The organism is Nonomuraea sp. NPDC048882 (assembly GCF_040649755.1).
GTDB classification, from domain to species: Bacteria; Actinomycetota; Actinomycetes; order Streptosporangiales; family Streptosporangiaceae; genus Nonomuraea; species Nonomuraea maheshkhaliensis.
The window spans coordinates 119,983-142,329 of record NZ_JBEZGB010000008.1 but is presented as its reverse complement, the minus strand read 5'-3'; the positions used below and the strand labels follow the sequence as shown (position 1 = coordinate 142,329).

At 69.8% G+C, this 22,347-nt stretch carries 20 protein-coding genes and 2 pseudogenes; 2 read left to right on the top strand and 20 right to left on the bottom strand.

Annotated features, from left to right (window positions below; all coding sequences use genetic code 11):
- Positions 1-29: 29 nt before the first annotated feature.
- Positions 30-299 carry a GNAT family N-acetyltransferase gene (locus tag AB0C27_RS28110; RefSeq protein WP_357849293.1) on the top strand — a complete coding sequence of 90 codons (270 nt, stop codon included), beginning with the start codon at positions 30-32 and terminating at the stop codon, positions 297-299.
- A gap of 35 nt (positions 300-334) precedes the next feature.
- Here AB0C27_RS28110 and AB0C27_RS28105 read toward each other — a convergent pair whose 3' ends face one another.
- The 12 genes and pseudogenes from AB0C27_RS28105 to AB0C27_RS28050 all read right to left on the bottom strand — a co-directional run.
- Complete coding sequence (locus tag AB0C27_RS28105) at positions 335-892, bottom strand: DUF3307 domain-containing protein (RefSeq protein ID WP_357849290.1); 558 nt, start codon at positions 890-892, stop codon at positions 335-337.
- Between the two features lie 526 nt (positions 893-1,418).
- Positions 1,419-2,759, bottom strand: coding sequence for an FAD-dependent monooxygenase (locus AB0C27_RS28100; RefSeq protein WP_357849287.1), 1,341 nt, complete (start codon positions 2,757-2,759; stop codon positions 1,419-1,421).
- A 580-nt stretch (positions 2,760-3,339) separates the two neighbouring features.
- A pseudogene (locus AB0C27_RS28095) lies at positions 3,340-3,558 on the bottom strand (hypothetical protein); the annotation flags it as partial.
- A gap of 188 nt (positions 3,559-3,746) precedes the next feature.
- A complete protein-coding gene (locus AB0C27_RS28090) occupies positions 3,747-4,292 on the bottom strand; it encodes a peptidase inhibitor family I36 protein (protein WP_357849285.1) in 546 nt (181 codons plus the stop codon).
- 92 nt (positions 4,293-4,384) lie between these two features.
- Entirely contained in the window at positions 4,385-4,819 is a 435-nt protein-coding gene (locus AB0C27_RS28085; RefSeq protein WP_357849283.1) for a hypothetical protein, read from the bottom strand.
- A gap of 59 nt (positions 4,820-4,878) precedes the next feature.
- On the bottom strand, positions 4,879-5,439 hold the full coding sequence (locus AB0C27_RS28080; RefSeq protein WP_357849280.1) for a hypothetical protein: 561 nt from the start codon (positions 5,437-5,439) through the stop codon (positions 4,879-4,881).
- 275 nt (positions 5,440-5,714) lie between these two features.
- Positions 5,715-6,905, bottom strand: a complete 1,191-nt coding sequence (locus AB0C27_RS28075; protein WP_357849277.1) for an MFS transporter — start codon at positions 6,903-6,905, stop codon at positions 5,715-5,717.
- Positions 6,906-6,924: 19 nt separating this feature from the next.
- Positions 6,925-7,371: an MEKHLA domain-containing protein gene (locus AB0C27_RS28070; protein WP_357849274.1), complete on the bottom strand. Its 447-nt coding sequence runs from the start codon at positions 7,369-7,371 to the stop codon at positions 6,925-6,927.
- 47 nt (positions 7,372-7,418) lie between these two features.
- Positions 7,419-8,807, bottom strand: a complete 1,389-nt coding sequence (locus AB0C27_RS28065) for a PepSY domain-containing protein (RefSeq protein ID WP_357849271.1) — start codon at positions 8,805-8,807, stop codon at positions 7,419-7,421.
- A gap of 82 nt (positions 8,808-8,889) precedes the next feature.
- The gene (locus tag AB0C27_RS28060; RefSeq protein WP_357849268.1) at positions 8,890-9,474 is read right to left on the bottom strand and encodes a CHRD domain-containing protein; all 585 of its coding nucleotides are present in this window, start codon (positions 9,472-9,474) and stop codon (positions 8,890-8,892) included.
- 286 nt (positions 9,475-9,760) lie between these two features.
- The gene (locus AB0C27_RS28055) at positions 9,761-11,920 is read right to left on the bottom strand and encodes an AAA family ATPase (RefSeq protein WP_357849265.1); all 2,160 of its coding nucleotides are present in this window, start codon (positions 11,918-11,920) and stop codon (positions 9,761-9,763) included.
- Between the two features lie 139 nt (positions 11,921-12,059).
- A pseudogene (locus tag AB0C27_RS28050) lies at positions 12,060-12,935 on the bottom strand (BTAD domain-containing putative transcriptional regulator); the annotation flags it as partial.
- Here AB0C27_RS28050 and AB0C27_RS28045 point away from each other — a divergent pair.
- Positions 12,934-13,935 (top strand): zinc-binding dehydrogenase, encoded by a 1,002-nt coding sequence (locus tag AB0C27_RS28045; RefSeq protein ID WP_357849262.1) that lies wholly within the window; start codon positions 12,934-12,936, stop codon positions 13,933-13,935. The pseudogene AB0C27_RS28050 and the gene AB0C27_RS28045 overlap by 2 nt on opposite strands.
- 69 nt (positions 13,936-14,004) lie before the next feature.
- Here the strand turns inward: AB0C27_RS28045 and AB0C27_RS28040 are convergent, their stop codons facing one another.
- The 8 genes from AB0C27_RS28040 to AB0C27_RS28005 all read right to left on the bottom strand — a co-directional run bounded on the left by AB0C27_RS28040 (position 14,005) and on the right by AB0C27_RS28005 (position 22,171).
- Entirely contained in the window at positions 14,005-14,706 is a 702-nt protein-coding gene (locus AB0C27_RS28040) for a hypothetical protein (RefSeq protein WP_357849259.1), read from the bottom strand.
- Positions 14,707-14,783: 77 nt separating this feature from the next.
- On the bottom strand, positions 14,784-14,933 hold the full coding sequence (locus AB0C27_RS28035) for a hypothetical protein (RefSeq protein WP_357849255.1): 150 nt from the start codon (positions 14,931-14,933) through the stop codon (positions 14,784-14,786).
- A 548-nt stretch (positions 14,934-15,481) separates the two neighbouring features.
- The gene (locus AB0C27_RS28030) at positions 15,482-18,742 is read right to left on the bottom strand and encodes a BTAD domain-containing putative transcriptional regulator (protein WP_357849252.1); all 3,261 of its coding nucleotides are present in this window, start codon (positions 18,740-18,742) and stop codon (positions 15,482-15,484) included.
- Between the two features lie 147 nt (positions 18,743-18,889).
- Complete coding sequence (locus tag AB0C27_RS28025) at positions 18,890-19,330, bottom strand: SPASM domain-containing protein (protein ID WP_357849250.1); 441 nt, start codon at positions 19,328-19,330, stop codon at positions 18,890-18,892.
- A 268-nt stretch (positions 19,331-19,598) separates the two neighbouring features.
- Positions 19,599-19,790 (bottom strand): hypothetical protein, encoded by a 192-nt coding sequence (locus tag AB0C27_RS28020; protein ID WP_357849246.1) that lies wholly within the window; start codon positions 19,788-19,790, stop codon positions 19,599-19,601.
- A gap of 151 nt (positions 19,791-19,941) precedes the next feature.
- Positions 19,942-20,751, bottom strand: coding sequence for an alpha/beta hydrolase (locus AB0C27_RS28015; RefSeq protein ID WP_357849242.1), 810 nt, complete (start codon positions 20,749-20,751; stop codon positions 19,942-19,944).
- 19 nt (positions 20,752-20,770) lie between these two features.
- Positions 20,771-21,340: a DJ-1/PfpI family protein gene (locus AB0C27_RS28010; RefSeq protein WP_357849239.1), complete on the bottom strand. Its 570-nt coding sequence runs from the start codon at positions 21,338-21,340 to the stop codon at positions 20,771-20,773.
- An 87-nt stretch (positions 21,341-21,427) separates the two neighbouring features.
- On the bottom strand, positions 21,428-22,171 hold the full coding sequence (locus tag AB0C27_RS28005) for a GntR family transcriptional regulator (protein ID WP_346109062.1): 744 nt from the start codon (positions 22,169-22,171) through the stop codon (positions 21,428-21,430).
- Positions 22,172-22,347: the final 176 nt, after the last annotated feature.

Below are 22,347 nucleotides of genomic sequence, written 5' to 3'. Positions count from 1 at the left end.
TGGCCTGCCACGACGGACAGGTGCGGGCCATGGCGAACCTCATGTACTGCGCCGAACCCGGAACGGCCGAACTCGCCCTGCTCGTCGAGGACGCCTGGCAGGGCCGCGGCCTGGGCGCCCAGCTCGCCCGCATTCTCGTCGACATCGCCCGCGACCACGCCATGGCCGAGGTCCGAGCCGCCATCATGGCGCAGAACCAGCGGATGCGCCGCCTCATGGTCGGCCTCGGAGCCACCCTTGGCTTCACCGACGACCCAGGGGTCGTCGAAGCCCGCCTGCCGCTGAGCGCCGGCGACTGAGGCAGGACGCGCCGGCACGTACGGTGAGACGTGTTTCAGCGGGAAAGTGAGTCCATCGACCGCGTGCACGCCGACGCGAAGCGGCGCTCCATCGTCAAGGCGGCGCCCACCACCGCACCGGCGCCCGCCAAGACCATGATCAGGCCGGCGACGTCGTTGACCGCGACCGAGAGCACCGCCGCGACCAGCATCGCGCCCATGTGCAGCGACTGGTCGAGCACGTACGGTGCCTCCGCCCAGTCATGGCACCTCTTCAGCTCGATCAGCCGGTGGACGATCCAGCGGCGATCGATCACCGCGTGCGTGCTGGCCGACACCACGAGCGCCGTCGCCATGCCGACGATCTCCAGCGGCACCACCACACACACCAGCGCCAGAGCCGCCGCCTGCGTGGCGGCGTAGCCGGCGACGTGACGCAAGCAGGCGCCCCAGCCGGTCCACGGCGGCACTCCGGCGGCCAGCGCATCCGGATGCGGGACACTCTTGGCGGCTGCGACAGCGCTGCTCTGCACCACATGATCACCGACATGGTGGCTCGCGTACAGCGCGGCGAACATGACGGCGGCGAACGCGGCCGCGGTGGCATTCGACAAGGGGACTCCTTCGTGGGGTGCCTGGCGGACCGTGAGGAGGCGGCTGCGCGCTTCCCGCCAGGGGCTGAGCTTCGGCTCGACCGGTTCCGAGTCCTCAACGGCACGGGACGAGAGCGGCCCGCGGGCCGGGAACGCGGTGTCCTGGGTGAGCCGGAACGGGGAGGACATGTGTCGCACGGAGACCAGGCGGAGGGTCATGCGATCGGCTCACGAGCGTCTCTGGACGACCGGTCGGCGCGCGAACCGACGTCGCATGTCCGCCGGCGATGGTGCCCGGCCGTGGTCGCTGCTCGCGTAAGTGCCGGGGTGCGACGGCCAGCTCGAGGTCAGGCGCCCGCGCCGATGCCGCCCTCGGCGGCGAGCGGCAATGCGAGTACGTCCCTTACCTGGCATCCCCGGCTCATGCCGATGCACATACGTCCGCCCTTCCGGCTGTGTCCACTCTGTCGGCGGAGCCTGCGAGAAGTCTGCCGGGGCACGGCGAAGATGACCATGTACTTTTTCACATTCCCGGCCGCCATGCCTATCAGGTCGAACGCGTAGATCGTTCGCTCGCCTCCCTGGGAACGGACTCCGGATCGGGCACGGACGTTGCTCGCGGTGAGCCGTTGCGGAGCACTCGGACCAGCGAGCCGGGAGTGATCAGCGACAACGGCGGAGCGTAGAGGTTGGCCACCCGCTGGAAGCGCAACGCCAGCTCCTGATCGTGCGCGGCGGCGGCGTGGAAACGCTCCAGATAGGCGTTGAGCAGGCGCTTCTTCAGGCTCAAGGTGCTGGCGGCGTGGAGCAGCCGCACGTCGTCGTCGACGGTGATCTGCCACGGCCCGTCCACCACCTTGGCGACCCGCTTGAAGAACGGCAGCGGGCGCAGGTCGGTCTTCAGCAGTTCCAACGCCTCCAGCGCGGCGACCGTCATGCCCTGGCCGTACCTGGGATTGAACGCGCAGACGGCGTCCCCTGTGACGAGCAGACCGTCGGGGAAACGGGTCATCCGTTCGTAGCGGCGCCTGATCCCGGCCGGGTTCCGGTACACCTGCGGCTCCCCGATGGGCTGGGCGGTGCTGATGAGCCGGTGCAGATCGAGGGCCGGCAGGTCGGCCGCGAACTCGGCGAACCCGGCCAGGCTGCGGCCGGGAGCCTGGCCGTAGCCGACCAGGGTGACGATCCAGCGGTCGCCCTCCATCGCCAGCGCCACCCCGCCGCGAGGCTTGTCAGGGGTGGGGGCGACGACGACGATCAGATCTCCGTCGAGGTCGCCGGGGCGGCGGCGGAACTCGCGCGTCCCGTATCGCACGTCCAACATGACGTGTTCCTCGGCCGGTGGCACGATGCCCAGCTCGTCCAGCCAGAACGGCGTGCGCGAGCCGCGGCCGCTCGCGTCGACGACCAGGTCGGCCGGAATGGGCTCGCCACCGGCGAGCCGCACCCCGGTGACGCGGTCCCGCTCGACGAGCAGGCCCGCGGCGACGCTGTCGGGCAGCAGCCGTACGCCGGGCAGCGCGGTGATCCGGCGCCGCACCTGACCTTCGAGCATCGGGCGGCTGGCGAGCAGGCCGGTCATGCCGCTCTCGACCCTGGCGTGCCGCTGCCCGCAGTGGATGTGCCGGGCATTCCGCTGCACGTCGCTGGTGATCGCGCCCTGCGCGACCAGCTCGGCCGTGATGCCCGGCAACAACCGCTCGACGGCCTCGTGACCCCGGGCCAGCAGGGCGTGCGCGTGCCGGCTCTGCCCGACGCCCTTGCGGTGCTCGTCGTCATCGGGCATGGCGTCGCGGTCGAGCACCGTGACCCGTGCGAACTTCGCGTGCAGAGCGGCGGCGGACAGGAGCCCCGCCATGCTCGCGCCGATGACGATGGCGTGGTTCATCGATCTCCTTTGTAGTCGGCCACGGTCTCGATGAGTCGTGGCGGGGTCGCCCGCGGGTCGTTGGGGGAGAGGCGAAACGCGCTTTTCGAGTGCAGCCGTTCGAGGGGGCGGCCCGTGCTCTACGCCGAGCATCGTGTACCGGCAGCACCATGTGCGCATTCCGCTCAAAGTCAGCGATTACGCTGATTGCCCGAGACCAGGCTATCCACACGTCCGGTCATATGGTGACATGGGGTGCCGATAAATTGCGGGGTCGGAGGCCCGAATATCTCGACGCGGGGGAAAATCTCCCCGGGGCGCGGACACCTTCGTTGAGGTCCGGCGGCGAGACTGCGTAATCCGGGGAGTTGAAAGGTCTGCTTCCCTGGCCTTGGCGGCCGGCTCTGGGCGTGCGTCATGGCGCCCATGCGCAAGGAGTGGTCCGATCAGCCTGTCCGCTGATGGGGCAGTTTCCGGCCGGCGCGCCGTTATGGAATCGTTTTATTCCAGTACGTCTCGTGCGCACGCCTCAGATGTATTTCTTGCCGCACGAAGATTGCGGGCGCGCCTAATCACATTCTGGCCTGAGCGGCGGGAATTGTCAGTTGAAGACGACGACCTGGCGGCCGATCACGTCGCCCCGGCCCAGGGCGGCCAGGCGGTCATTGATGTCGTCAAGCCTGATCGCCGTGAAGGTGTGCCTGACCCGGCCGCCCGCACCTGGTCGGTCGGGGCCCGAATCCGCATCGATGCGGATGAGGTGGCGGTTGGGGACGGTGACGTACTCGGCGAATCCTCCGGGCGGGCCGAAGCCGATCCATCCGCCGCTTCCCGTGCAGAGTTGTTCGTTGCCCTCATGGCACTGGCGGCACGCCGGGGTGGCTGGGCTGGGTGATGTCCGCTCATGTGCTGGGCCGCGCGATCCTGGTGGTCACCGCCGATATCCCCGCCTGAGCCTTTCGGCCGAGGCGGGGATCTCCGGTCTCGCACGGTGACGGCACCCAGGTGTCAGCAGAACCGCTTCACGTGGTCGACCTGCTTGTTGTAGCGGCCCAGCGAATCGAGCACCTGGCCCTGTTGGACGCGGACCAGAGTCTTGTCGTAGCGGTGGCCGTTGGAGCGCTTGCCGTGGTCGTCATGGTTGATGAGGTTGACCCGGCTGCCGGTGTTGTTCCAGACCGACGACATCATGTCGTTGAAGCCATGACGGCCGAGGTCCATCCACTCGTTGCACTTCAGATACACCCCGACCTGCGTCAAGGGTGGCTCGGTCTTGAAGTCCTCACCGGACCAGAAACAGAAACTGCCTTTCTTGCACCAGGGTTTCTTGTCGAGCCGGCCGGCGAAGGTGCGGACGACCTTCCCGTTCACGTAGCTGACCTGGTTGACGGCAATTCGAGTGTTCACGGCGGCCGTGGCCGGGGCGAGACCGGCCGCGGTGAGCGTCGCGGTGGCGGCCACGCCGAGCGTCAGCAGCCTGACGATATTGGTGGTCATCATCATGTCCTTCGTGGTCGGGGCGGTGGCGGCGATCGACGACACCTGCTCGGTCACAAGATGCGCCGAACAAGCCGGAAGTTCGATTCCGAGCCGGGCGCCGGTGGCGAGTCCCCGCCGGGAGAAGTCACGACGTGGAGCCGTCGTCCTCATCGCGGCTGGAAGATCTCCCATGCGCCGGCCTTGTCGGTGCGTGCCCGGAGCATGCCTTTGTCGGCGCCGTCGTAGTCCAGCTCGACGCTCACATAACGCTGGGCGGCCACGGAGAAGATGGTCTGGAAGTTCTCGTGCCGGCAGATGCGGAGTTTCTCCCACGGCCCGATGGAGGACGATCGAGCGCGCAGCATCCCCTGCTTGTAGCCCGCGTATTCCAGCTCGACGCTGACGATGCCGCCGCTGGACGCCAGCACCCACTCCTGACACGGATCGTCTCCCCCGGGATAGGGGTCCACGCCGTCGAGAGCGACCTTGAGGGAATCGGCGCGCTTATGCACGTGCGCGAGAGCGGGGGTCGTGCCGGTCAGCGAGAGCGCTCCCACGGTCAAGGCGGTGCCGCATACGCGCACGATGTTCTTGAGGCTCATTTTTCTGCTTTCTGCGATATCTACGTGGCCGGTCGCCCTTGTCACTCTTGAACGCGTCGTCACGCGAGACCGGAGATGCTGAACCATTCCCAGTTGCCGATGGTCGCCGAGCGTGCCCGCAGCATGCCCGCGCCGTCGTTCTTGTAGTCGAACTCCGCGGCCACCCATTTGCCGTTGGCGACAGATTTGTACGCGCAGGGAAGGGAGTCGCACTTCTCCAGGAACTTCTCCCACTGCCCGACCGAGGTGGAACGCGCCCGCAGCATGCCGTAGTCGGCGCCCGAGTACTCCACCTCCGCGCTCACGTAACACTGGGCGGCCTGCGAGTAAAGGACGGTGTATTGGTACTGGTCCTTGTACTCGCCGCCGTAATAGTTGCAGATCTTGAACATCTCCCATGCGCCGATACCGGTCGACCGGGCACGGATCATTCCTTCCTTCTGCCCCGTGTAGTCGAGTTCGGCGCTGAGCGCGCGCTTGTTCTCCTTCGCCCGGAGAACTTGATTCGGCGTACAGTCCACCCTCAGGTCATCGGCGCTCGCCGTCGGCGCCGTGGTCAGCATGAGCGATCCCGCCGTCATGGTCACACCGGTGGTACGCAACAGCTTCTTGAGGTTCATGTCTCTGCTCTCCGCGATGACGTGCTGCGGCCTGACGGCTACGCGTGGCCGCTGATGGCAGTGGTACAGGGGCCCGTACGCTCTTCGGCCGTGATCGAACAACGGCGCGGGGCACGGGGGCCGGTCCTTCGATGGCTGGGGTTCGACTCCATGGGCGTCGGCCCTGGTTCACGTTCGTCGACTCCGCCAGGCACAACCGTAGAAGCCGGACGCCCTGTGGGCGGACTCGCGATCGTTCTGCTCAACCTCGAGGGGAACGATGCGTCCGCCACGCGTCACGTGATCCCCGCCGCCCTCTGGACGGGCCGGGACGGCGTCAGCCGCGGGACGGTGGCGACGAAGACGAGCAGACCGGTGACGGTCAGCGCCACACCGGCCCAGGCCGTCGAGAGGGTGCCCAGTCCCACCGCCAGAGTGATCGAGCCACCGACGGCGCCCAGCGCGTTGGCCAGGTTGAGCGCCGCGAGGTTGAGGGCGCCCATCAGTGTGGGGGCCTCGGGGGCGTACATGGTGAGCAACACCTGGATCGTGGGGATGGCGAGCACCATGGTCGCACCGACTCCGAACAGCGCGGGCATGAGCACCCAGACCGTCTCACCCGCTGTGACGATCACCAGCAGGAACGCCAGGACGCTGGAGTAGCCGATCACGAGCCCCCGGTAGGTGTAGCGGCCGGCAAGGTGTCCACCGAGCTGGTTCCCCGCCGCCATGCCGAGGCCGAACACCGCCAGGCCGATGGAGATCAGCGAGTCATCGGTCATCGCCGCGTCCGTGACGTAGGGGCCGATGAAGGTGTAGACGGCGAAGATGCTCGAGATGCCGAGCGCGGCGACGGCCATGATCACCCAGACCATGGGGCGGCGCAGCGCGCCCAGTTCATGGGAGAGAGGTCCTCCGTCGAGATCGGAAGTGGCCGGCACCCACACCAGGATGGCCAGGCCGGCGAGCAGGCCGATCGCGGTGACCACGCCGTACAGCGCCTGCCAGCCGGCCTGTTGCCCGACGAAGGTGCCGAGGGGCGAACCGAAGATCGTCGCGACCGTCAGGCCGGCCATGACCGTCGCGAAAGCTCTTCCGCTCTTGCCCGGGCTGTAGACGTAGGAGGCGACGACCGCGCCGGCGCCGAAGTAGGCGCCTTGGACGGTGCCGGTGATGAAGCGGGCGGCGATGAGCATGCCGACGTTCGTCGACAGCGCCGACATCAGGTTGCCGAGAAGGAACAGCATGGTGAGCCCGAGGAGCAGGTGCCTGCGGTTCAACCGGGCGCCCGCGATCGTGATGACGGGGGATCCGATCATGACCCCGGCCGCGTAGGCGGTCACGGCGTACGTCGCCTGCGGGATGGTGATGCCCATGTCGGCGGCGAAGAGCTGGATGATGCCGTTGCTGCCGAACGAAGCTACGCAGGGCGAGTTGAAGAAGAGTGAAGCCGCGGTGAATCCGCCCTCGCCCCCGGGCGTGGCCATCCATGGAGTCAGCCGGCCATCAGGCGTCAGTCCAGCGGGGGAAGGTGGCCGCCTGCCCCACGAGCAGGCCGTCTTCCACCAGGTTCCACATCGTGACGTCCTCGATCCAGAACCGGCGGCCGGACTTGGCGATGCGCCGGCCGCGGTAGCCGGTCGCGTAACCCTTCTCGTGCACGGCGTCCAGGAGTCGCTGCCGGTCCTCGCGCCGGTCCGGCTCCGCCGAGAACCGGGACGGAAGGCCCACGAACTCGGCCCAGTCGTACTCGAAGCAGCGTTGGGCGGTGAGGTTGGCGTAGGTGAAGCGAGGGTCGTCCGCCCCGTCATGGGCCAGGACGCCGAAGGGCGCGTCCTCGTACAGCCAGCGTGCGGTGGCGTCGGGGCCTGCCAGCGCGGTGCCGACGAAGCGCAGATGGCAGTCCGCGAGCAGGGAGAAAAAGTGGTGATTCACGTCGTAGAAACCGTTCATCGTCACATTCATTGGTCCGGAGCCGCGAGGGCACAGCGCCCGCCTCGTCAGACAGCCCGGGCGCGTCTTCCCCGGAGGACGTCGATGATGAGGAAGGCGGCCAGGGAGATGCCCAGCAAGGGCAGGAAGACGCCGGCGATCACGGTGAGGAGGGCCAGAGGAGCCAGCGTCGTCCAGTGCAGGCGGCGCCATCGGCCGCGCGCGGGTGGCAGGGGGAGGCCGCCGCGCGGCCGTCGCCGCCACCACATCCGGTATCCGAGCACGATGAGTGTCACGAGGCCGGCCGCGAGCGCCATGAGCATGATCTGGCCGGGCAGACCGAACAGCAGCCCCATGTGGGCGTCGATACCCCAGCGGGTCAGTTTGGCGGCCAGCGGGTAGTCGGCGAAGGGCAGGCGCGCGCTCACCTGTCCGGTGACGGAGTCGACCGCGATCTGGTCCAGGTGCACGGGCCACTGTTTGTCGATCTGGCTGACCAGGTAGGGGGCGCCGGCCGCGGCCGGCCAGGCGATCTCCAGCGGGCCGGGCATCTGCGCGCGCTTGGCCGTCTCCGCGACGTGATCCACGCCGATCACGGGGGCCGATCCAGGGTGGTTTCCCGGGTGGTGGGCGGCGTGCTCCCCGGAAGCGGCGGAGATCTTAGGGGTCTGCCAGCCGAGAGCGGCACGCACGGTGCCGACGTTCGCTCCGGCGTAGGTCGACCAGGTCAGCCCGGTGGCCGACAACGCCAACAGGCCCAGCACGGTCCACACGCCGATGCTGCCGTGCCAGGACAGGATGCGCCGGGAACCGATGGTGCGGCGTTCGGGCACGACCGCCAGGCGGCGATGACTGCGCCGCCTGGCGAGCCACAGCAGCAGGCCGCCCAGTGCCACGACCCACAGCCAGCTCGCCGCCAGTTCGCTGTAGACGCGTCCGGGCTCACCGAGGTTCAGGTGGCGGTGCAGACCGGAGATCCAGGCCCGTACGGGCAGCGCGCCGGAGCTGCCGTAGCTCTCCAGCGTGCCGCGGACGCCGGCGGTGTAGGGGTCGACGAAGACGGCCAGTCTGGTGCCGGCCGGCAGTCCGGGGGCGTCGAACAGGACCCGGGTGGTGAGACCGGCTTCGGCGGCCGGTTGCACGGCGCTGACCTTGCCGCGGGGTTGAGCGGCTTGCGCGGCCGTGACCTGCTGGGACAGGGGCAGCGGCGTCCGCCCGGCCGGCGCGGTCAGTTCGTGCGCGTAGACGATCTTCTCGATCTGCAGGGAGGCGGCGTACAGAAAGCCGGTGAGTGCGGCGACCAGGAGGAAGGGCGCGACGAGCAGTCCGGCGTAGAAGTGCAGCCGCACCACGAGGGGGCGCAGGTCCGTCCAGGCCGGCCTGCGCGTCCGTGGTGATGCCGTTCCCGGCACGTCGGTCGCCCCCGGCGTGGATGACATGCCGACAGAGGAGGTCATGAAGCGGTTCTCCGTTCGACTCGGACGCATCCGGCCGGGCATGCCGTCGTTGCTGTGGCATGCCCGGCCGGATGCGGGTGGGTTACCAGCGGTTGCCGGTGTGGAGCTGGCCGCGTACGGCGCCGTCGGGGAACTGGGCGGTGTGGAGGTTGGCGTACCACTTCTTCGGGTTGGCCTTGATGCCGCGCAGGAGGCTGCTCTTGACCCGGACCGAGCCGAAGGCGGTGTTGCCGCGGATACGGCTGTTGGACAGCAGATCGATCACCACCGGGCCGTTGACCCCGGCCTTGCCGCGGTGGATGTGCAGAGCCGTCGGCCTGCCGGTGTTACGCCACTGCACGAAGAAGTAGAACCGGTCGCCACTGATCCGGAACTTGGCGGCGGCCACACCGTTCGGATCGTTGACCTTCTTGCCCGGCTCCGGCACCTCGTTCCTGCCGAACAGCGTGGAGGAGAAGTAGTACTTCCTGAACGAGGCGACCGAGTGGGCGCCGGCCGAGGAGGAGGCGACCGTGACCGCCTGCGCGGTCTGGGGAGCCGCGGCCGCGGGCGCGGCGATCACCGTGCCGAGAGCCAGCGCCGCGACGGCTCCCGCCGCCACCGCGCCGGCGACCTTACGGCCGCCCGACATCCGCTGGCCGCTCACCGGCTTAAACGTGTTCATCATGACCCTTTCCTTGCTGTCCCTGGGAACCGTTTGTCACTACGGACAGTAGAAAGGACCCTAGTGGGCTTTCTGTGGATAAATTCACGTCAAGCATGTGATCAATGCCACATAAATGCCCGATTCTGCTGAACCTGCAGGTCAGGCTCTTGATTCAGTTGATCGGACGACTCGGAAGTCAATGCGTCCGCGCAAGTCGATCTTTGTTTTTCGGTGCTGCGGCAAACCCTTTCCTGCCGCCGCGAGTTTTATTTACCCCTATTCTCCGGACGCCTGTCCTGAGGTCAATTCAAAAACGGGGTGCCTTATTGTTCTGACGACCGGGCGGCTCATCCTCGAGCTCCGCCAGGAAGATCTCGGCACGGCGGGCGAACAGATGTGCCTCACGCTCGGCCGACAGCGCGCGGGCTCTTTCTGCCGTGGCCCGGACGACCGCGACGGGCTCGCCGAGAGCCTGCTGCAATCTCGCGCGCAGGAGCAGGAGCAGACCCTCCGGATAGCGCTGGCCATAGGTGTCGAGGCAGCGGTCGGCCAGGTCAAGGGCCGCGGCCGCCAAGACGAAGGAGAAGTCGGGATCCACGGCGATCCCCCGATCGGCCGCGCGCAACGCCCACTCCGGGTCGCCGACGATCATCGCGGTCCGCACGGCGATGGCGGACCAGATCGTGACCGCATAGGGGTCGTCGCCGGCGTCCGCCTTCAGGGTGTCGAACAGTGCCCGCGCCGCATCGACGTCACCGTGCAGCGCGGAGATCTCCGCGAGCATTCCGACCATGAGCGACTGCAGGTCGTGGCGGACCTGGTTGTCCTCACGCCGGGCCTGGTCGCGCAGCATGATCCGATGGGCTTCCGACAGCAGGCGGAAAGCGTCGCCGACATTGCCCAGGTTCCACGGGTGCAGCCCCCAGGCTTCCAGACCGTACGCGTACACGATCGGATTGCTGGAGGCCTTGCCCTGATCGAGCAGCTGCCGCGCCAGCGGACCGCTGCGATCGAATTCGATGCCCTGCTGGTGCACGACCCAGCGGGAGTACAGAAAGTCGGTGGCTTCGACTTCCTGGCCGAGGTCACGGGCCAGTCGCTCGGCCCGTTCCAGCAGTTCGGGGATGAGGTTGCCGTACATCGAACTCATTCCGAGAACCGCGGTGAGCTGCGACAACGCGGCCAGCTCCAGCTCCGCCAGACCCGCCGTCCGCGCGACCTCCATGGCTTTGCGCAGGTGCCGCTCGGCGGCCTGGAACGCGGACTTGGCCGCCGCGTCGCGGCCGGCGCGCACCATGGCGTGGGCGGTCCGCGCGGAGTCCGCCAGCGGGCCGGCCGCCCACAGGTGGAAGGCGAGCCGCTCGGCGACGGACTCGCCCTCCGCGTCGAAGTGCTCCAGAGCGTCCGCGACGCTCAGATGCAAGCTGGGGGTCCGCCACAGCGGCATGGTCTCGGCGACCGACTCGCGGACCAGGTCGTGCGTGAAACGGAACGCGCACGGATCGCCGGCGGCCGGGCCGAGCAGGCCCAGTGCTTCCAAGGGTTCGAGCCGGTCGAGGCAGGTCGGGAGGTCGAGCCCGGTCGCGCGAGCGAGCAGGGCGAGGCTGACGTCGCGGCCGATGAGCGCGGCGACCTGAAGCAGGCGCCGGGTGCCGTCGTCGAGGCCGGCCATCCGGTCGCGGACGACGTCACGCACCGTCGACGGCACACCCGTCCGGGCCACGGCGTCCTGCGTGAGCACGCCTCCGTCAGCCAGCAGCCGCGGCAGTTCCCGGACGAAGAACGGGTTGCCCGCGGTCCGAGCGTGGATGCTGCGCGTGACACCGGGGGCAGGGAACTGGTTGGTCTCGCCGCGGACGACTTCGGCCACCTCGGCGAGGCTGAGCGGGCCGAGGTGGATGCGGCGATGGCCGGGGATCCGGCTCGCGACGGCGAGCAGGCGCGACAGCTGGGTGCCGGGCGCGGGCGCGTGATCGCGGAGTGCGCCGATGACGGCGACGCGGTCCGGTAGCCGGGCCGCCAGATGGCTGAAAAGCCGCAACGACGCGACGTCGGCCCACTGGAGGTCGTCGAACAGGAGCAGGACCGGCCGCAGCGCCGAGGACTCGCCGACGGCGGCCACGACTCGTTCGAACTGGCGGAACTGGGCGCCGCTGTCCGGCATCGCCGGTGCGGCGGAGCCGTCGCCGTGCGGGTCGGCGAGCCGGCTGAGCTCGGTGGCGAGCCACTTGTCCCGCGCGCCGGCGGGCAGCGCGTTCAGCACCGTGCCGACCGCCTGCATCCACGGCCACATCGAGGGCGTCCCGTCACCTTCCAGGCAGTGGCCCCACACGACGAGCGCGCCACGCGCCTCCGCCTCGGCTGCGATCTCCTCCAGCAGACGGGTCTTGCCCACCCCCGGCTCGCCGTCGACGACGACGAGCCCGCTGCCGCCGGCGAGCGCCGATTCGGTCGCGTGCCGCAGCACCGCGAGTTCCTGGCTCCGGCCGACCAGGCCCGTGGCGGGCCGCGCCCCGGATGCCGGAGCCGCCGGCCATGACGCGGGCGGTCGCCCGTCGGTTGTCGCGTACGGGCTCGGGCGCCACGGTCTCGTTCAGTACGCGCTGGTGGGCGGCCCGCAGCACGGGGCCGGGATCGATGCCGAGTTCTTCGGTCAGGCGGTTACGGACCGTCTGGTACAGCGACAACGCCTGTGCCTGCTGCCCTGCGGCGCCCAGAGTGGAGATGAGGCTCGCGTGCACGGGCTCGTGCAACGGCGACATCGAGGTGGCCAGCTGCAACGGCGTCAGCACGCGTTCCGGCCGGCCCATTGACAGCGCCAGCTCCGCCGCCGCCGTACACGTGGACAGGAACTCGCTGTCGAGCCCGGCGAAGATCGGCACGGCGGCGGGCCCGTAGGCCAGCCCCTCACCAGCGGAGCCCTGCCACAGCCCCATGGCCTCCACGTAGCAGTCGAGTGCCGCCTCCCGCCGCTGCTCCATGAGGGCTGCCTCGCCGGCTTGGGTGCGCTCACGGAAAACGGCCAGGTCGAGCATGCCGGTTCCGGGCACGAACAGATAGCCGTTGCTTCGGCGCCGCAGGTAGGAGCCGGTCCCGCGAATCGGCAGCGAGGGCTCCAGCAGCCGCCGCAACGCGCCCACGTACTTGTGGATGACGTTGACGGCGCTGGCCGGAGCATCGTCGTCCCAGATCAGATCGACCAGCTCACCCATGCTGACCAGCCGCCCCTCCCGGGCCAGCAGCAACGCGAGCAGGTAAGCCTGCTGACGGGGACCCGCGTCCAGTTCGACGCCGTCGCGCCAGAGCCGCAGCGGGCCGAGAATCTGCAGCCGCAGCAGGCCGCCGGATGCGGGCTGGGCCGCACCCGTTATCGGCAGGCCGATCCCGCAGGAGCGGGATCGAACTTTCGGCCTCGTCGAAGCATCTTGATGCCGAAACGATCGGCGGCTGGGCCGGCACTGGAAGCGAATGTAGGTGACCATGGCCGAGATGCTCGCAGCCCGGCTGCACATACCCTCCCGCAAGGTCCGCATGGAGGAGGTGCCGGTGCCTGAACCCGGTTTCGGGCAGGCCCGCGTCAAAGTGCGGGCGGCCGGGGTGTGCCTGTCCGACGTGCACCTCACCGACGGGACACTCACGCCCAAGCTGCTGAGCAGCGATGCGGTGACGCTCGGCCACGAGGTGTCCGGCGTCATCGACGCCCTCGGCGCGGGTGTGACCGGCTGGGCGGTGGGCGACCGGGTAGTGCTGCAGGCCGGAGAGCCTGACCGTGGCACCCGCGGTGTGGACTTCGACGGCGGCTACGCCGAGTACGCCTTGGCCTCGGCCCGTTCACTGGTGCCCGTCCCCGCCGGCCTGCCGTTCGAGCAGGCCTGCATCATCCCCGACGCCGTCTCCACCCCTTGGGCGGCCATCACCGCCACCGCGGCCGTCCGGCCCGGCGAGGCGGTGGCGGTCTGGGGCGTCGGCGGGCTCGGCGCGCACGCGGTGCAGCTGCTACGCCTCATCGGCGCGGCGCCGGTGATCGCCGTCGACCCCCTCCCGGCGGCCCGGCTGCGCGGGATCGACGCCGGAGCCGACGCCGTCCTCGACCCGGCGGACCCCCGGCTGCGTGACATCGTCAGCGCGATGACCGGCGGCCTCGGGCTGGACGCCGCCTTCGACTTCGCCGGCGTCGCCCACGCACGCGAGCAGGCCATGCTGCTTCTCGGCCAGGGCGGCCGGTTGATCGTGGCAGGTCTGGCCAACGAGCCGCTGACCGTGCCCAACGACATCGCGCTGGCCTACTTCGGTCAATCCGTACGCGGCCACTACGGCTCCCACCCCGACCACCTGCATCAGCTCATCGGCCTGGCCATGCGCGGCCGGCTCGACCTGACCGGGTCCATCAGCGACGTTCTGCCGCTGGCGGAGGCACCGGTGGCCGTGGACCGGCTGGCCCGTAAGGAGGGCGACCCGGTCCGTCTCATCCTGCGCCCCTGACCAGCGACGGGCCGGGCCGGCGGGCGGCGGGCTCGAAACCCGAGCACGCCGGCCCGGCCCCAGCACTGATCAGTTACGGATACGGTCGGTCGCAGGGTCGATGCCCGCCTCCCGCAGAGCGGGATAAACAGTGTTTGAACGATCAAGGCCGGTGAGGTCGGCGATGGCCTTGACATTGTGTCTGCCGGCTCGCCACATCGCCACCGCGTACCTGCGCAGCCGCCTCTTGGGGACCTCGCCGGTGGCCTGCTCGGCCTCCAGCGCCGCGTCCAGTTCGGCCAGGGCGTCCCGCCGGCCGGTATCACGTGGATCGTCGCCGTCCTGGACGCGATCGGGAACAGGAGCGTCGTCGCGGTAGGGCGCCAGCCTTCGCACGCGTGCGGCCAGTGACTCCCGCAGGATGTCCGCCACGATGCCGGAGTCTCCGTCGGCCCCGGCCAGGATGCGCGTCCAGACGGCGGCCGCGGCCGTACCAGAGGTGTACACGCGCACCGTCTGGCCGACGCCACCTGGTGTCAGGAGCGTCTCCCGCTCAGGCGGAACGGTGTAGCGGTCGACGACCTCCCAGAAAGTCAGGTGGTCCCCGCCGGGATGGTAGACCTGATACCGATACAGGCTGGCCCAGACGCCGCCTTCCCGTACGGTGATCTCCTCCGTGTCCACCCGGACAGCAGCCGCGACGCAGGCCTTGACGCGTGCGTCGAACTGGCGGGCGTTGGCCGCGATGGCGATGCGGCTGGACAGCCGCCGGCCCGCCGTAGGCCTCGTCATGCTTCTCCTCGAGGTTCGGCGAAGGGTAGGGCCTCCCGGCTGGGGGCGGCGCGGGAGGCCCTGGTCATGGACGGCGGTCAGCTCTTGGCGGGCGGCCGGGCATTCTCGTAATCGCCGTGCTGGAAAACCAGCGTGGTCGAGTAGAAGGCCTGCCACTTTCCGAAGTCCTTCGCGCGGGCGCGCAGCATGTTGGCGCCGTCGCCGGTGTAGGCCCGCTCGACCGACACCCATGCCGTAGTCGGCTCCTGTGTAGTCGAGCTCGGCGCTCACGTAGAGACCGGTGCTCATCAGTTGGATGGTGCTGTACGTCGCCTCGTCGCAGACCCTGAACAGCTCCCATTTCTTCGGGTCTCTGTTTCCTGAGGTGCGAGCCCGGAGCATCCCCTTGTAGCGTCCGGGGTAGTTCATTTCGGCGCTGACCATGTTGCCGTTGTGTGAATAGATGGGGCCGGTCCGGCATTTACGCCGTGCCGTGGTCCCGCTCTCACCGGCGGCGTCCTGCCGCTTGGCATACTGGACGGATCCGCCGGCCGGAGCGGAGGCGGCGTCCGCCGGGGGCATCGCCGTCATGACGAGCGCCGCCGTCGCGCTCATGCCGAGCGCGCGGAGGAGTTTTCCAGCTATCACGAGTCTTCTTCCCATGGTGTCGGTGATGGCTCGCCGGCCTCGTCGCGGGCCGTGGACGAGAGAGCGGGGGGACGCGTGATCATCCCCCGGCTCTCAAGATGCGCCGACCATGCTGGAAGTTCGATTTCCGAGCCTCAGACCGCGCGACTCATCCGGCGCCGCCGCTCGGGAGACGGTCCAAGGTGGCCAGAAACTCTTCCGCGCGCCGCGCGTACAAGTGGTTGCCGCGTTCGGCGGACAGCTTGCGGCATTGGTCGGCGACCGCCCTGACCTCGGCGACGGGTTTCCCGTTCGCGTGCAGCAGCCGGGCCCGCAGCAGCAGGAGCAGGCCCTCCGCGAAGCCCTCGTTGTAGCGGTCGAGGCAGTCCTCGGCCCGGTCGAGGGCCGCGGCGGCCTGGTCGAGCGCCCCCGCGGTCAGCCACATCTCACAGAGGAGTCCGATGAAGATCGTGACACTCGCGCGCAGCGGATCGAGCAGGTTGGTGGCGATGAGCCGTTCGGCCTCCGCCGCCGCGCCGGCCGGATCCCGGCCGGTCTTGGCCAGCGCCCAGTACCGGACCAGCCGCTGGTAGGTGCCGAGGAACACGAAGGAGAAGTGAGGATCCGCGGCGATCCCGCGTTCCGCCGCGCGCAGGGCCCGGACCGGGTCGCCGATGAACGCCTCCGTCCTCGACGTGTGGGTGGCCCACACGGTGACGGTGAACGGGTCGTCGCCGGCGGCCTCCAGCATCGTGAGCAACGATCGCGCCCCCTCGACGTCCCCGTGCAGCGCGGTCGTCTCCGCGAGCTTTCCGATCATCAGCAGTTTCAGGTCGTACCAGACGGGGTCCTCCTCACGCGGGCCGCCGCGGGTCATCAGGATGCGGCCCGCCTCGCTCAGACAGCGGAACGCCTCCTCGTTGTCTCCCTCGGTGAACTGCTGCAGTCCCCACGTCTGCAGGCCGTACGCGCGTACGAGCGGATCGGCGGACGCCTCGCCCTGTTCCAGCATCCGCCGCGCCAGCGGCCTGCTGCGATCGCGCTCCAAGCCCTGGGCATGCGCCGCCCAGCGGGAGTAGAGGAAGACGGTGGCGTCGAGTTCCCGGTCAAGGCTCCTGGCCAGGTGCTCGGCTCGTTCCAGCAGATCGACCGTCGAGGTGCCGTACATCGTGAGCATTCCCCTGATCGCGATCAACTGCGACAGGGCGGACAACTCCGGCTCGGCCAGGCTCGCCGCCCGCGCGACCTGCACGGCGGTCCGCAGGTGCCGCTCGGCGGCCTCGAACGCCGACTTGATCGCGGCGCGGCGGCCCGCGCGTACCAGCGCCGCCACGGTCCGGCGCGGATCGGCGAGCGGGCCGGCGGACCACAGATGGTGGGCGACCCGTTCGGCGGCATGGTCGCCGGGCGAGCCGGTGCGCTCGAGCGCGTCGGCGACGCGTAGGTGCAGCCGGGACGTGCGCGACTGCGGGGTCGTCCTGGCGACCGCTTCGCGGACCAGGTCGTGCGAGAAGCGCAGGGAGAACGGATTCCCAGGTGAGGGTTCGAGCAGGCCGAGCGCTTCCACGGGCCCCAGACGGTCAAGCGAGATCTGGACATCGAGATCGGCGACCTCGGCAAGCAGGCGGAGGTCGATGTCGCGGCCGATGATCGCGGCGATCCGCAACAGCCCCCGGGCGCCGTCGTCGAGGCCGGCCATCCGGTCGCGCACCACGTCGAGCACAGTGGACGGCACCCCGGCCCGAGCCGGCGCCTCGTCCTCACCGAGCAGGCCGCCGGTGCTGAGGAGCTGCGACAGTTCGCGGACGAAGAACGGGTTGCCCGCGGTGCGGGCGTGGATCTCGTGGGCGGCCTCCGGGCTGGGCGCCCGGCCGGTCTCCCCGCGGACGAGTTCGGCCACCTCGGCAGGGCTGAGCGGGCCCAGATGGACGCGGCGCTGGCCCGAGACCCGGCTGACCGCGGCGAGCATCCGCGACAACTCAGTGCCCGGCACGGGCGCACGGTCACGCAGCGCTCCGACGACCATTGTGCGGGCCGGCAACCGCGCCGCCAGGTGGCCGAACAACCGCAGCGAGGTGACGTCGGCCCATTGGAGATCGTCGATGACGAGCAGCGTCGGCCGCAGCGCGGAGGCCTCGCCGACGGCGGCCACGACCTGTTCGAACAGCCGGAACTGGGCACGGCCGTCCGGCAGGGCCCGTGCGGTGACGCCCTCGTCACCCGGGTCGAGCAGGCGGCCGAGTTCGGCGGTCAGCCGGTTCTGTCGTACCGCGGCGGGCAGCGCCCCCAGCACCGTGCCGGCCGCCTGCACCCACGGCCACATCGAAGGCGTGCCTTCGCCCTCCATGCAGCGGCCCCACACGACGAGCGCACCACCCGCCTCCGCTTCGGCCGCGAGCTCCTCCAGCAGGCGAGTCTTGCCCACCCCCGGCTCACCGTCGATGATGGCGAGCCCTCTGCCACCGGTCAGCGCCGTCCCGGCCGCCTGCAGCAGCACGGCGAGCTCCGCGGCGCGGCCGACCATGCCCGCAGCGGGCGGCGTGGCGGATGCGGGAGTTCGTTGCCAGGGCGCGGGCGGCCGCCCGGAGGGCTGTCCGTCGGTCATCCGCACCGGCGGGGAAGGGGCGTCGTTCAGTACGCGCTGCTGGGCGGCCCGCAGCACGGGGCCGGGATCGACGCCGAGTTCCTCGGCCAGGCGCTCACGGACCTTCTGATACAACGACAACGCCTGTGCCTGCTGTCCTGCGGCGCCCAAGGTGGTGATCAGGCTCGCCTGTACGGGCTCGTGCAACGGCGACATCGAGGCGGCCAGCCGCAACGGCGGTAGCACGCGCTCAGGCCGGCCGAGCGAGACGGCGAGTTCGGCAGCCGCCGCACACGTGGACAGGAACTCGCCGTCCAGCCCCGCGAAGATCGGCATGGCGGCCGGTCCGTAGGCCAGTCCCTCGCCCGTGGAGCCCTGCCACAATCCCAGCGCCTCCACATAGCAGTCCAGCGCCGCCTCCCGCCGCTGCCGCGCGACGGCCTGGCCGGCGGCTTCGACGGACTCCCGGAAGACGGCCAGATCCAGCGCGCCGGGCCCGGCCGCGAACAGGTAGCCGTTACCGCGGCGCTGAAGGTAGGAGCCGTTGCCGCGGATCGGCAGCGAGGGCTCCAACAGCCGGCGTAGTGCGCCGACGTACTTGTGGATGACGTTGACCGCGCTGGCGGGAGCGTCGTCGTCCCAGATCAGATCGACCAGCTCCGGCGTGCTGATCAGCTGCCCTTCCCTGGCCAGCAGCAGCGCGAGCAGGTAGGCCTGCTGGCGGGGACCCGCGTTGAGTTCCTCATCGCCCCGCCACAGCCGCAACGGCCCGAGAATCTGCAACCGCAGGCCTCCGCCGGCCACCGATGCCGTCTCGCCGCCCGCAGAACGAACTGGCACAGTCACGCCGACCGACCTCCTGGGCTGCTGAAACGGATCGTCACCGTGTGGGCCAGGTCGCACCACTCGTCCTGGGTGAGTGAGTTTATGGCTTCCTTCAAGGCTCCTGGGCCCACGGGACCTCAGGCCCGATCGCGTTCGACGAGCCCGCGATCAGGTGAGCGAAAGGCATCCCGTGCTCGCGCACGGTCCGGCCGGGCGGCGCGCGAGCAGTGCGCCCTTGCCGGCCAGGAGCTCCGGCAGTGACACGTCCCTGATGTTCCCCAACGACGTGTCCCCGCGATGGGCGCAGACCCAGATCTCGCCGTCGGAATTCACGAACACGCCCTCCTGGCCTGTCGTGCACGACCGGATCATGGAGATTCGGCCCGAGATCAGGAAATGCCGCAGTCTCTCGAAATACACCCGGCGCTTGAAAACGCTCGCCGACTCGTCGATGACGCGCAGCAGCTCGGTGCGTTCAGCATGGGTCAAGGTGCTCATGCTCAGCGGATGACGGGACGGCACCGACACCGCGAGCAGCTCGATCTGCCATTTGCGATCCCGCGCCCGGCGTACGAGCTCCTCGACCTCCCTCCAGTTGAGACTGGTCACCACTCCGCGCCGGCCGCGACCACGGTCTCCACGTCGGCCGACAGCGCGCTCAGGTAGGCGTTCCGCAACGGATCGGCAGCCACGGCAGAGGTCATTCCGTGCGGAAAGTCGACGAAGACCACTTTGACCCCGCGATCCAGCAACCGGTAGAGGGCCTGGAGGTCAGCGCCGGGACGCCCCGGACCGAAAGGGTCGTGTTAAATGAGCACGTCCGCGGCGTAGGCTCGGCCGCCGGCGAGCCGGCGCCCGCCGCGCCCTTCGATCTTGGTCACCTGGAGGGTGTTCCGCGGGCCGGCACAGCTCTTGACCAGGACGGGAGACTCCGGCCGGAGTCCGAGGTCGGCAGCAGGCCGGAGTCGACTCCGATCAGGCGCAGCCAGCCGGTGGCCATCGCGAGGTAGAACGAGCCCTTGTCCCTGACGAGCCAACTGGCATGCGTACGTGCCGCTCTCGCGTTCATGGCAGCGCCACCCTGGTCGGGAGATGCAGTCGCGGCTGCGAGGAGGGCTGAACGTTCCGCCGGAACGACTCAGGACCGCATGGGCCTCAGGGCTGGTCCCCGATGGGGGCCGCGCGCGGGATGGCGTCGCGCCTTGCGACTGCCGCCGATATCACCGGTCGAGGAAGCACGACAGGAGTCGCCTGAAGTCGTGCGGGTGCTCAAGCGATGGCACGTGCCCGCATCGGCCGAGGACGTGCAGGCGGACGTCGGCCAGGTGTTCGAGCAGGGGCAGGGCTGCCGTCCCGAGCGGGGTGACGCGGTCGTCGGCGCCGTGGACGAGCAGCACGGGTGCGCGGATTCCCGCCAGCGTCCGTGCCGAGAGGGTGAGGTCGTCGGCCCAGCGTGCCCTGGGTGGAGGAAACAGCGACGCGTATGCGGCCGCCCCCGCGCGCATCGCGGCCGCGCGGGCGGCGACGGCCGACTCGGTCACGAGCGCCTGGTCGAGGACGAGGCGGCTCAGCATGTCCCGTGCCCCGAGCGGGCCGGGGGCGGCGGCCCAGATCGCGTCGAGGTCGGCGGACAGCGGCGCCCCGGGGGCGCCCATCGTCGAGACCGCCACGACCCGGGTGACCTGCTGGGGACGCGCGGCCGCCAGCGCCAGCGCCACGGCGCCGCCCATGGAGTGGCCCACCACGGCGTAGTGCTCGGCACCGAGAGCATCCATCAGGCCGGCGGCTTGTTCCGTCCACAGCCGGAGCCCGCCTCTGGAGCCCGCCGGGATCGGGGTACGGCCGAACCCCGCCTGGTCAGGAGCCACCAGGTGCCAGGACGTGCTCAGCGCCTGGGCCGTCGTCGCCCAGGCGCCGGATCCGGTCGTACCGGGTCCGGAGCCGTGCAGCATCAGCACCGCGGGCCCGGTGCCGCTCTCCAGGACGTGGACGGGGGAGCCGCCGATGGTGACGGTCCGAACTGCCGTCACCGGGACGGGCCGGGCGTGCTCATGCCGATGCGGAGTTGACGGACTTCGAGAAGACCTCCATCATCGCCCTGCCGAACTGCGGCATGTCGGGCCACCCCCGGCAGGAGACGAGGTTGCCGTCCACGACGTCGGGAGCGTCGATGACCGTCGCGCCCGCGTTCTCCATGTCACCGGTGATCGGCGGGAAGCACGCCGTCTTCCGCCCTTTCAGCAGCCCGTACACCGCCGGCACCTGCGCGCCGTGGCACACCAGCGCGATCGGGAGGTTGCGCGCGAAGAAGTGCTCGGTGATGCGCCTGACGTCGGCGTCGACCCGGATCCACTCGGGAGCGCGTCCCCCGGGGATGATGAGGGCGTCATAGCGCTCGACGTCGACCTCGGCCCAGGGCACGTCCACCGGCAGCTTCCGGCCGTTCTTCTCCACGTAGGCGTCGGAGTCGGGGTCGAACTCGTGGATGACCAGCTGAACGTCACGCATCGTCCGTGACGAGACGTCGACGTCCCAGCCACCCTCCTGCACGCGATAGTAGGGATACATGGTGTCGAGCTCCTCGGCGGCGTCGCCGGTCAGGAGCAGCGCTCGGGGCACCTGCTTCTCCTCGCATCTGGGGCGGGTGAGGTGGATCCAATCCGATCTGATCGGATTGAGTTAGCATTTCTCGACCCAGCCCGCTCGTCAAGCCTCCGCCGCCATTCCGCTCGCGCCCTCGGCCTCGTCGAACAATCGCCGGAACCGCTCGCCGGACAGCAGGATGTGCCGGCGCATGGCGTAGGCGGCGGCGTCGGGGTCGCGCGCGGCGATCGCGGCCAGAACCTCCTCGTGCTCGGCCATGGCCAGGTGGGTGACCTGGGCGTCGCGGTGCAGCCGGAACAGGTGCACGTGCGTGTGCAGGCGGGCGAGCGCTTCGCGGATGACCTGGTTCTCCGCGCTCAGGGCGACGAGATCGTGAAAAGCGGCGTCGCGCAGCCCGAAGGCGCCATAGGCCATGGGGCCCTTGCCCCCCTCCAACTCCACCATGTCCTCCAGCATCCGCCGCATGCCGGCCACCTGGTCCGAGGACGCGCGTTCGGCGGATCTGCGCGCCGCCGCCGGTTCGAGGAGCAGGCGGACCTCCAGCATGTCCTCGAAGCGGTGCCGGGTGATCTGGGGGGGAATGTGATAGCCGGCATGGGGCACCCGCACGACCAGGCCCTCGGCCTCCATGCGGTTCAGAGCGTCTCGGATCGGCGTCTGCGAGACCCCCAGCTCCCGCGCCAGGACATCGATCGTGACGCGGGAACCGGGCTCGATCCGGAGCGACATCATCTGTCCGAGCAGCGTGTCGTACACCTCGTCGGCGAGCCGGCCGCGAGATCTCGGCGGCGGCGTTCCGTCCGTCATGGCCTCACGGCGCCGCGCGATCACCGCTTCGTCGTCCATCGTCACGTGAGGTCCTTTCTTGCGTCTCCGGGAACCTGTTGACATCGGTCGCCATACTGCGGGATGTTGACGCTCCCCACCGGATCGTATAGGAAAGGTGGCGGATGCCAGCCATCCTCACCTATCGGGGAACCGTCCGCCATCGCTCCGCTTCGATCAGTTGGAGCTTCCATGAG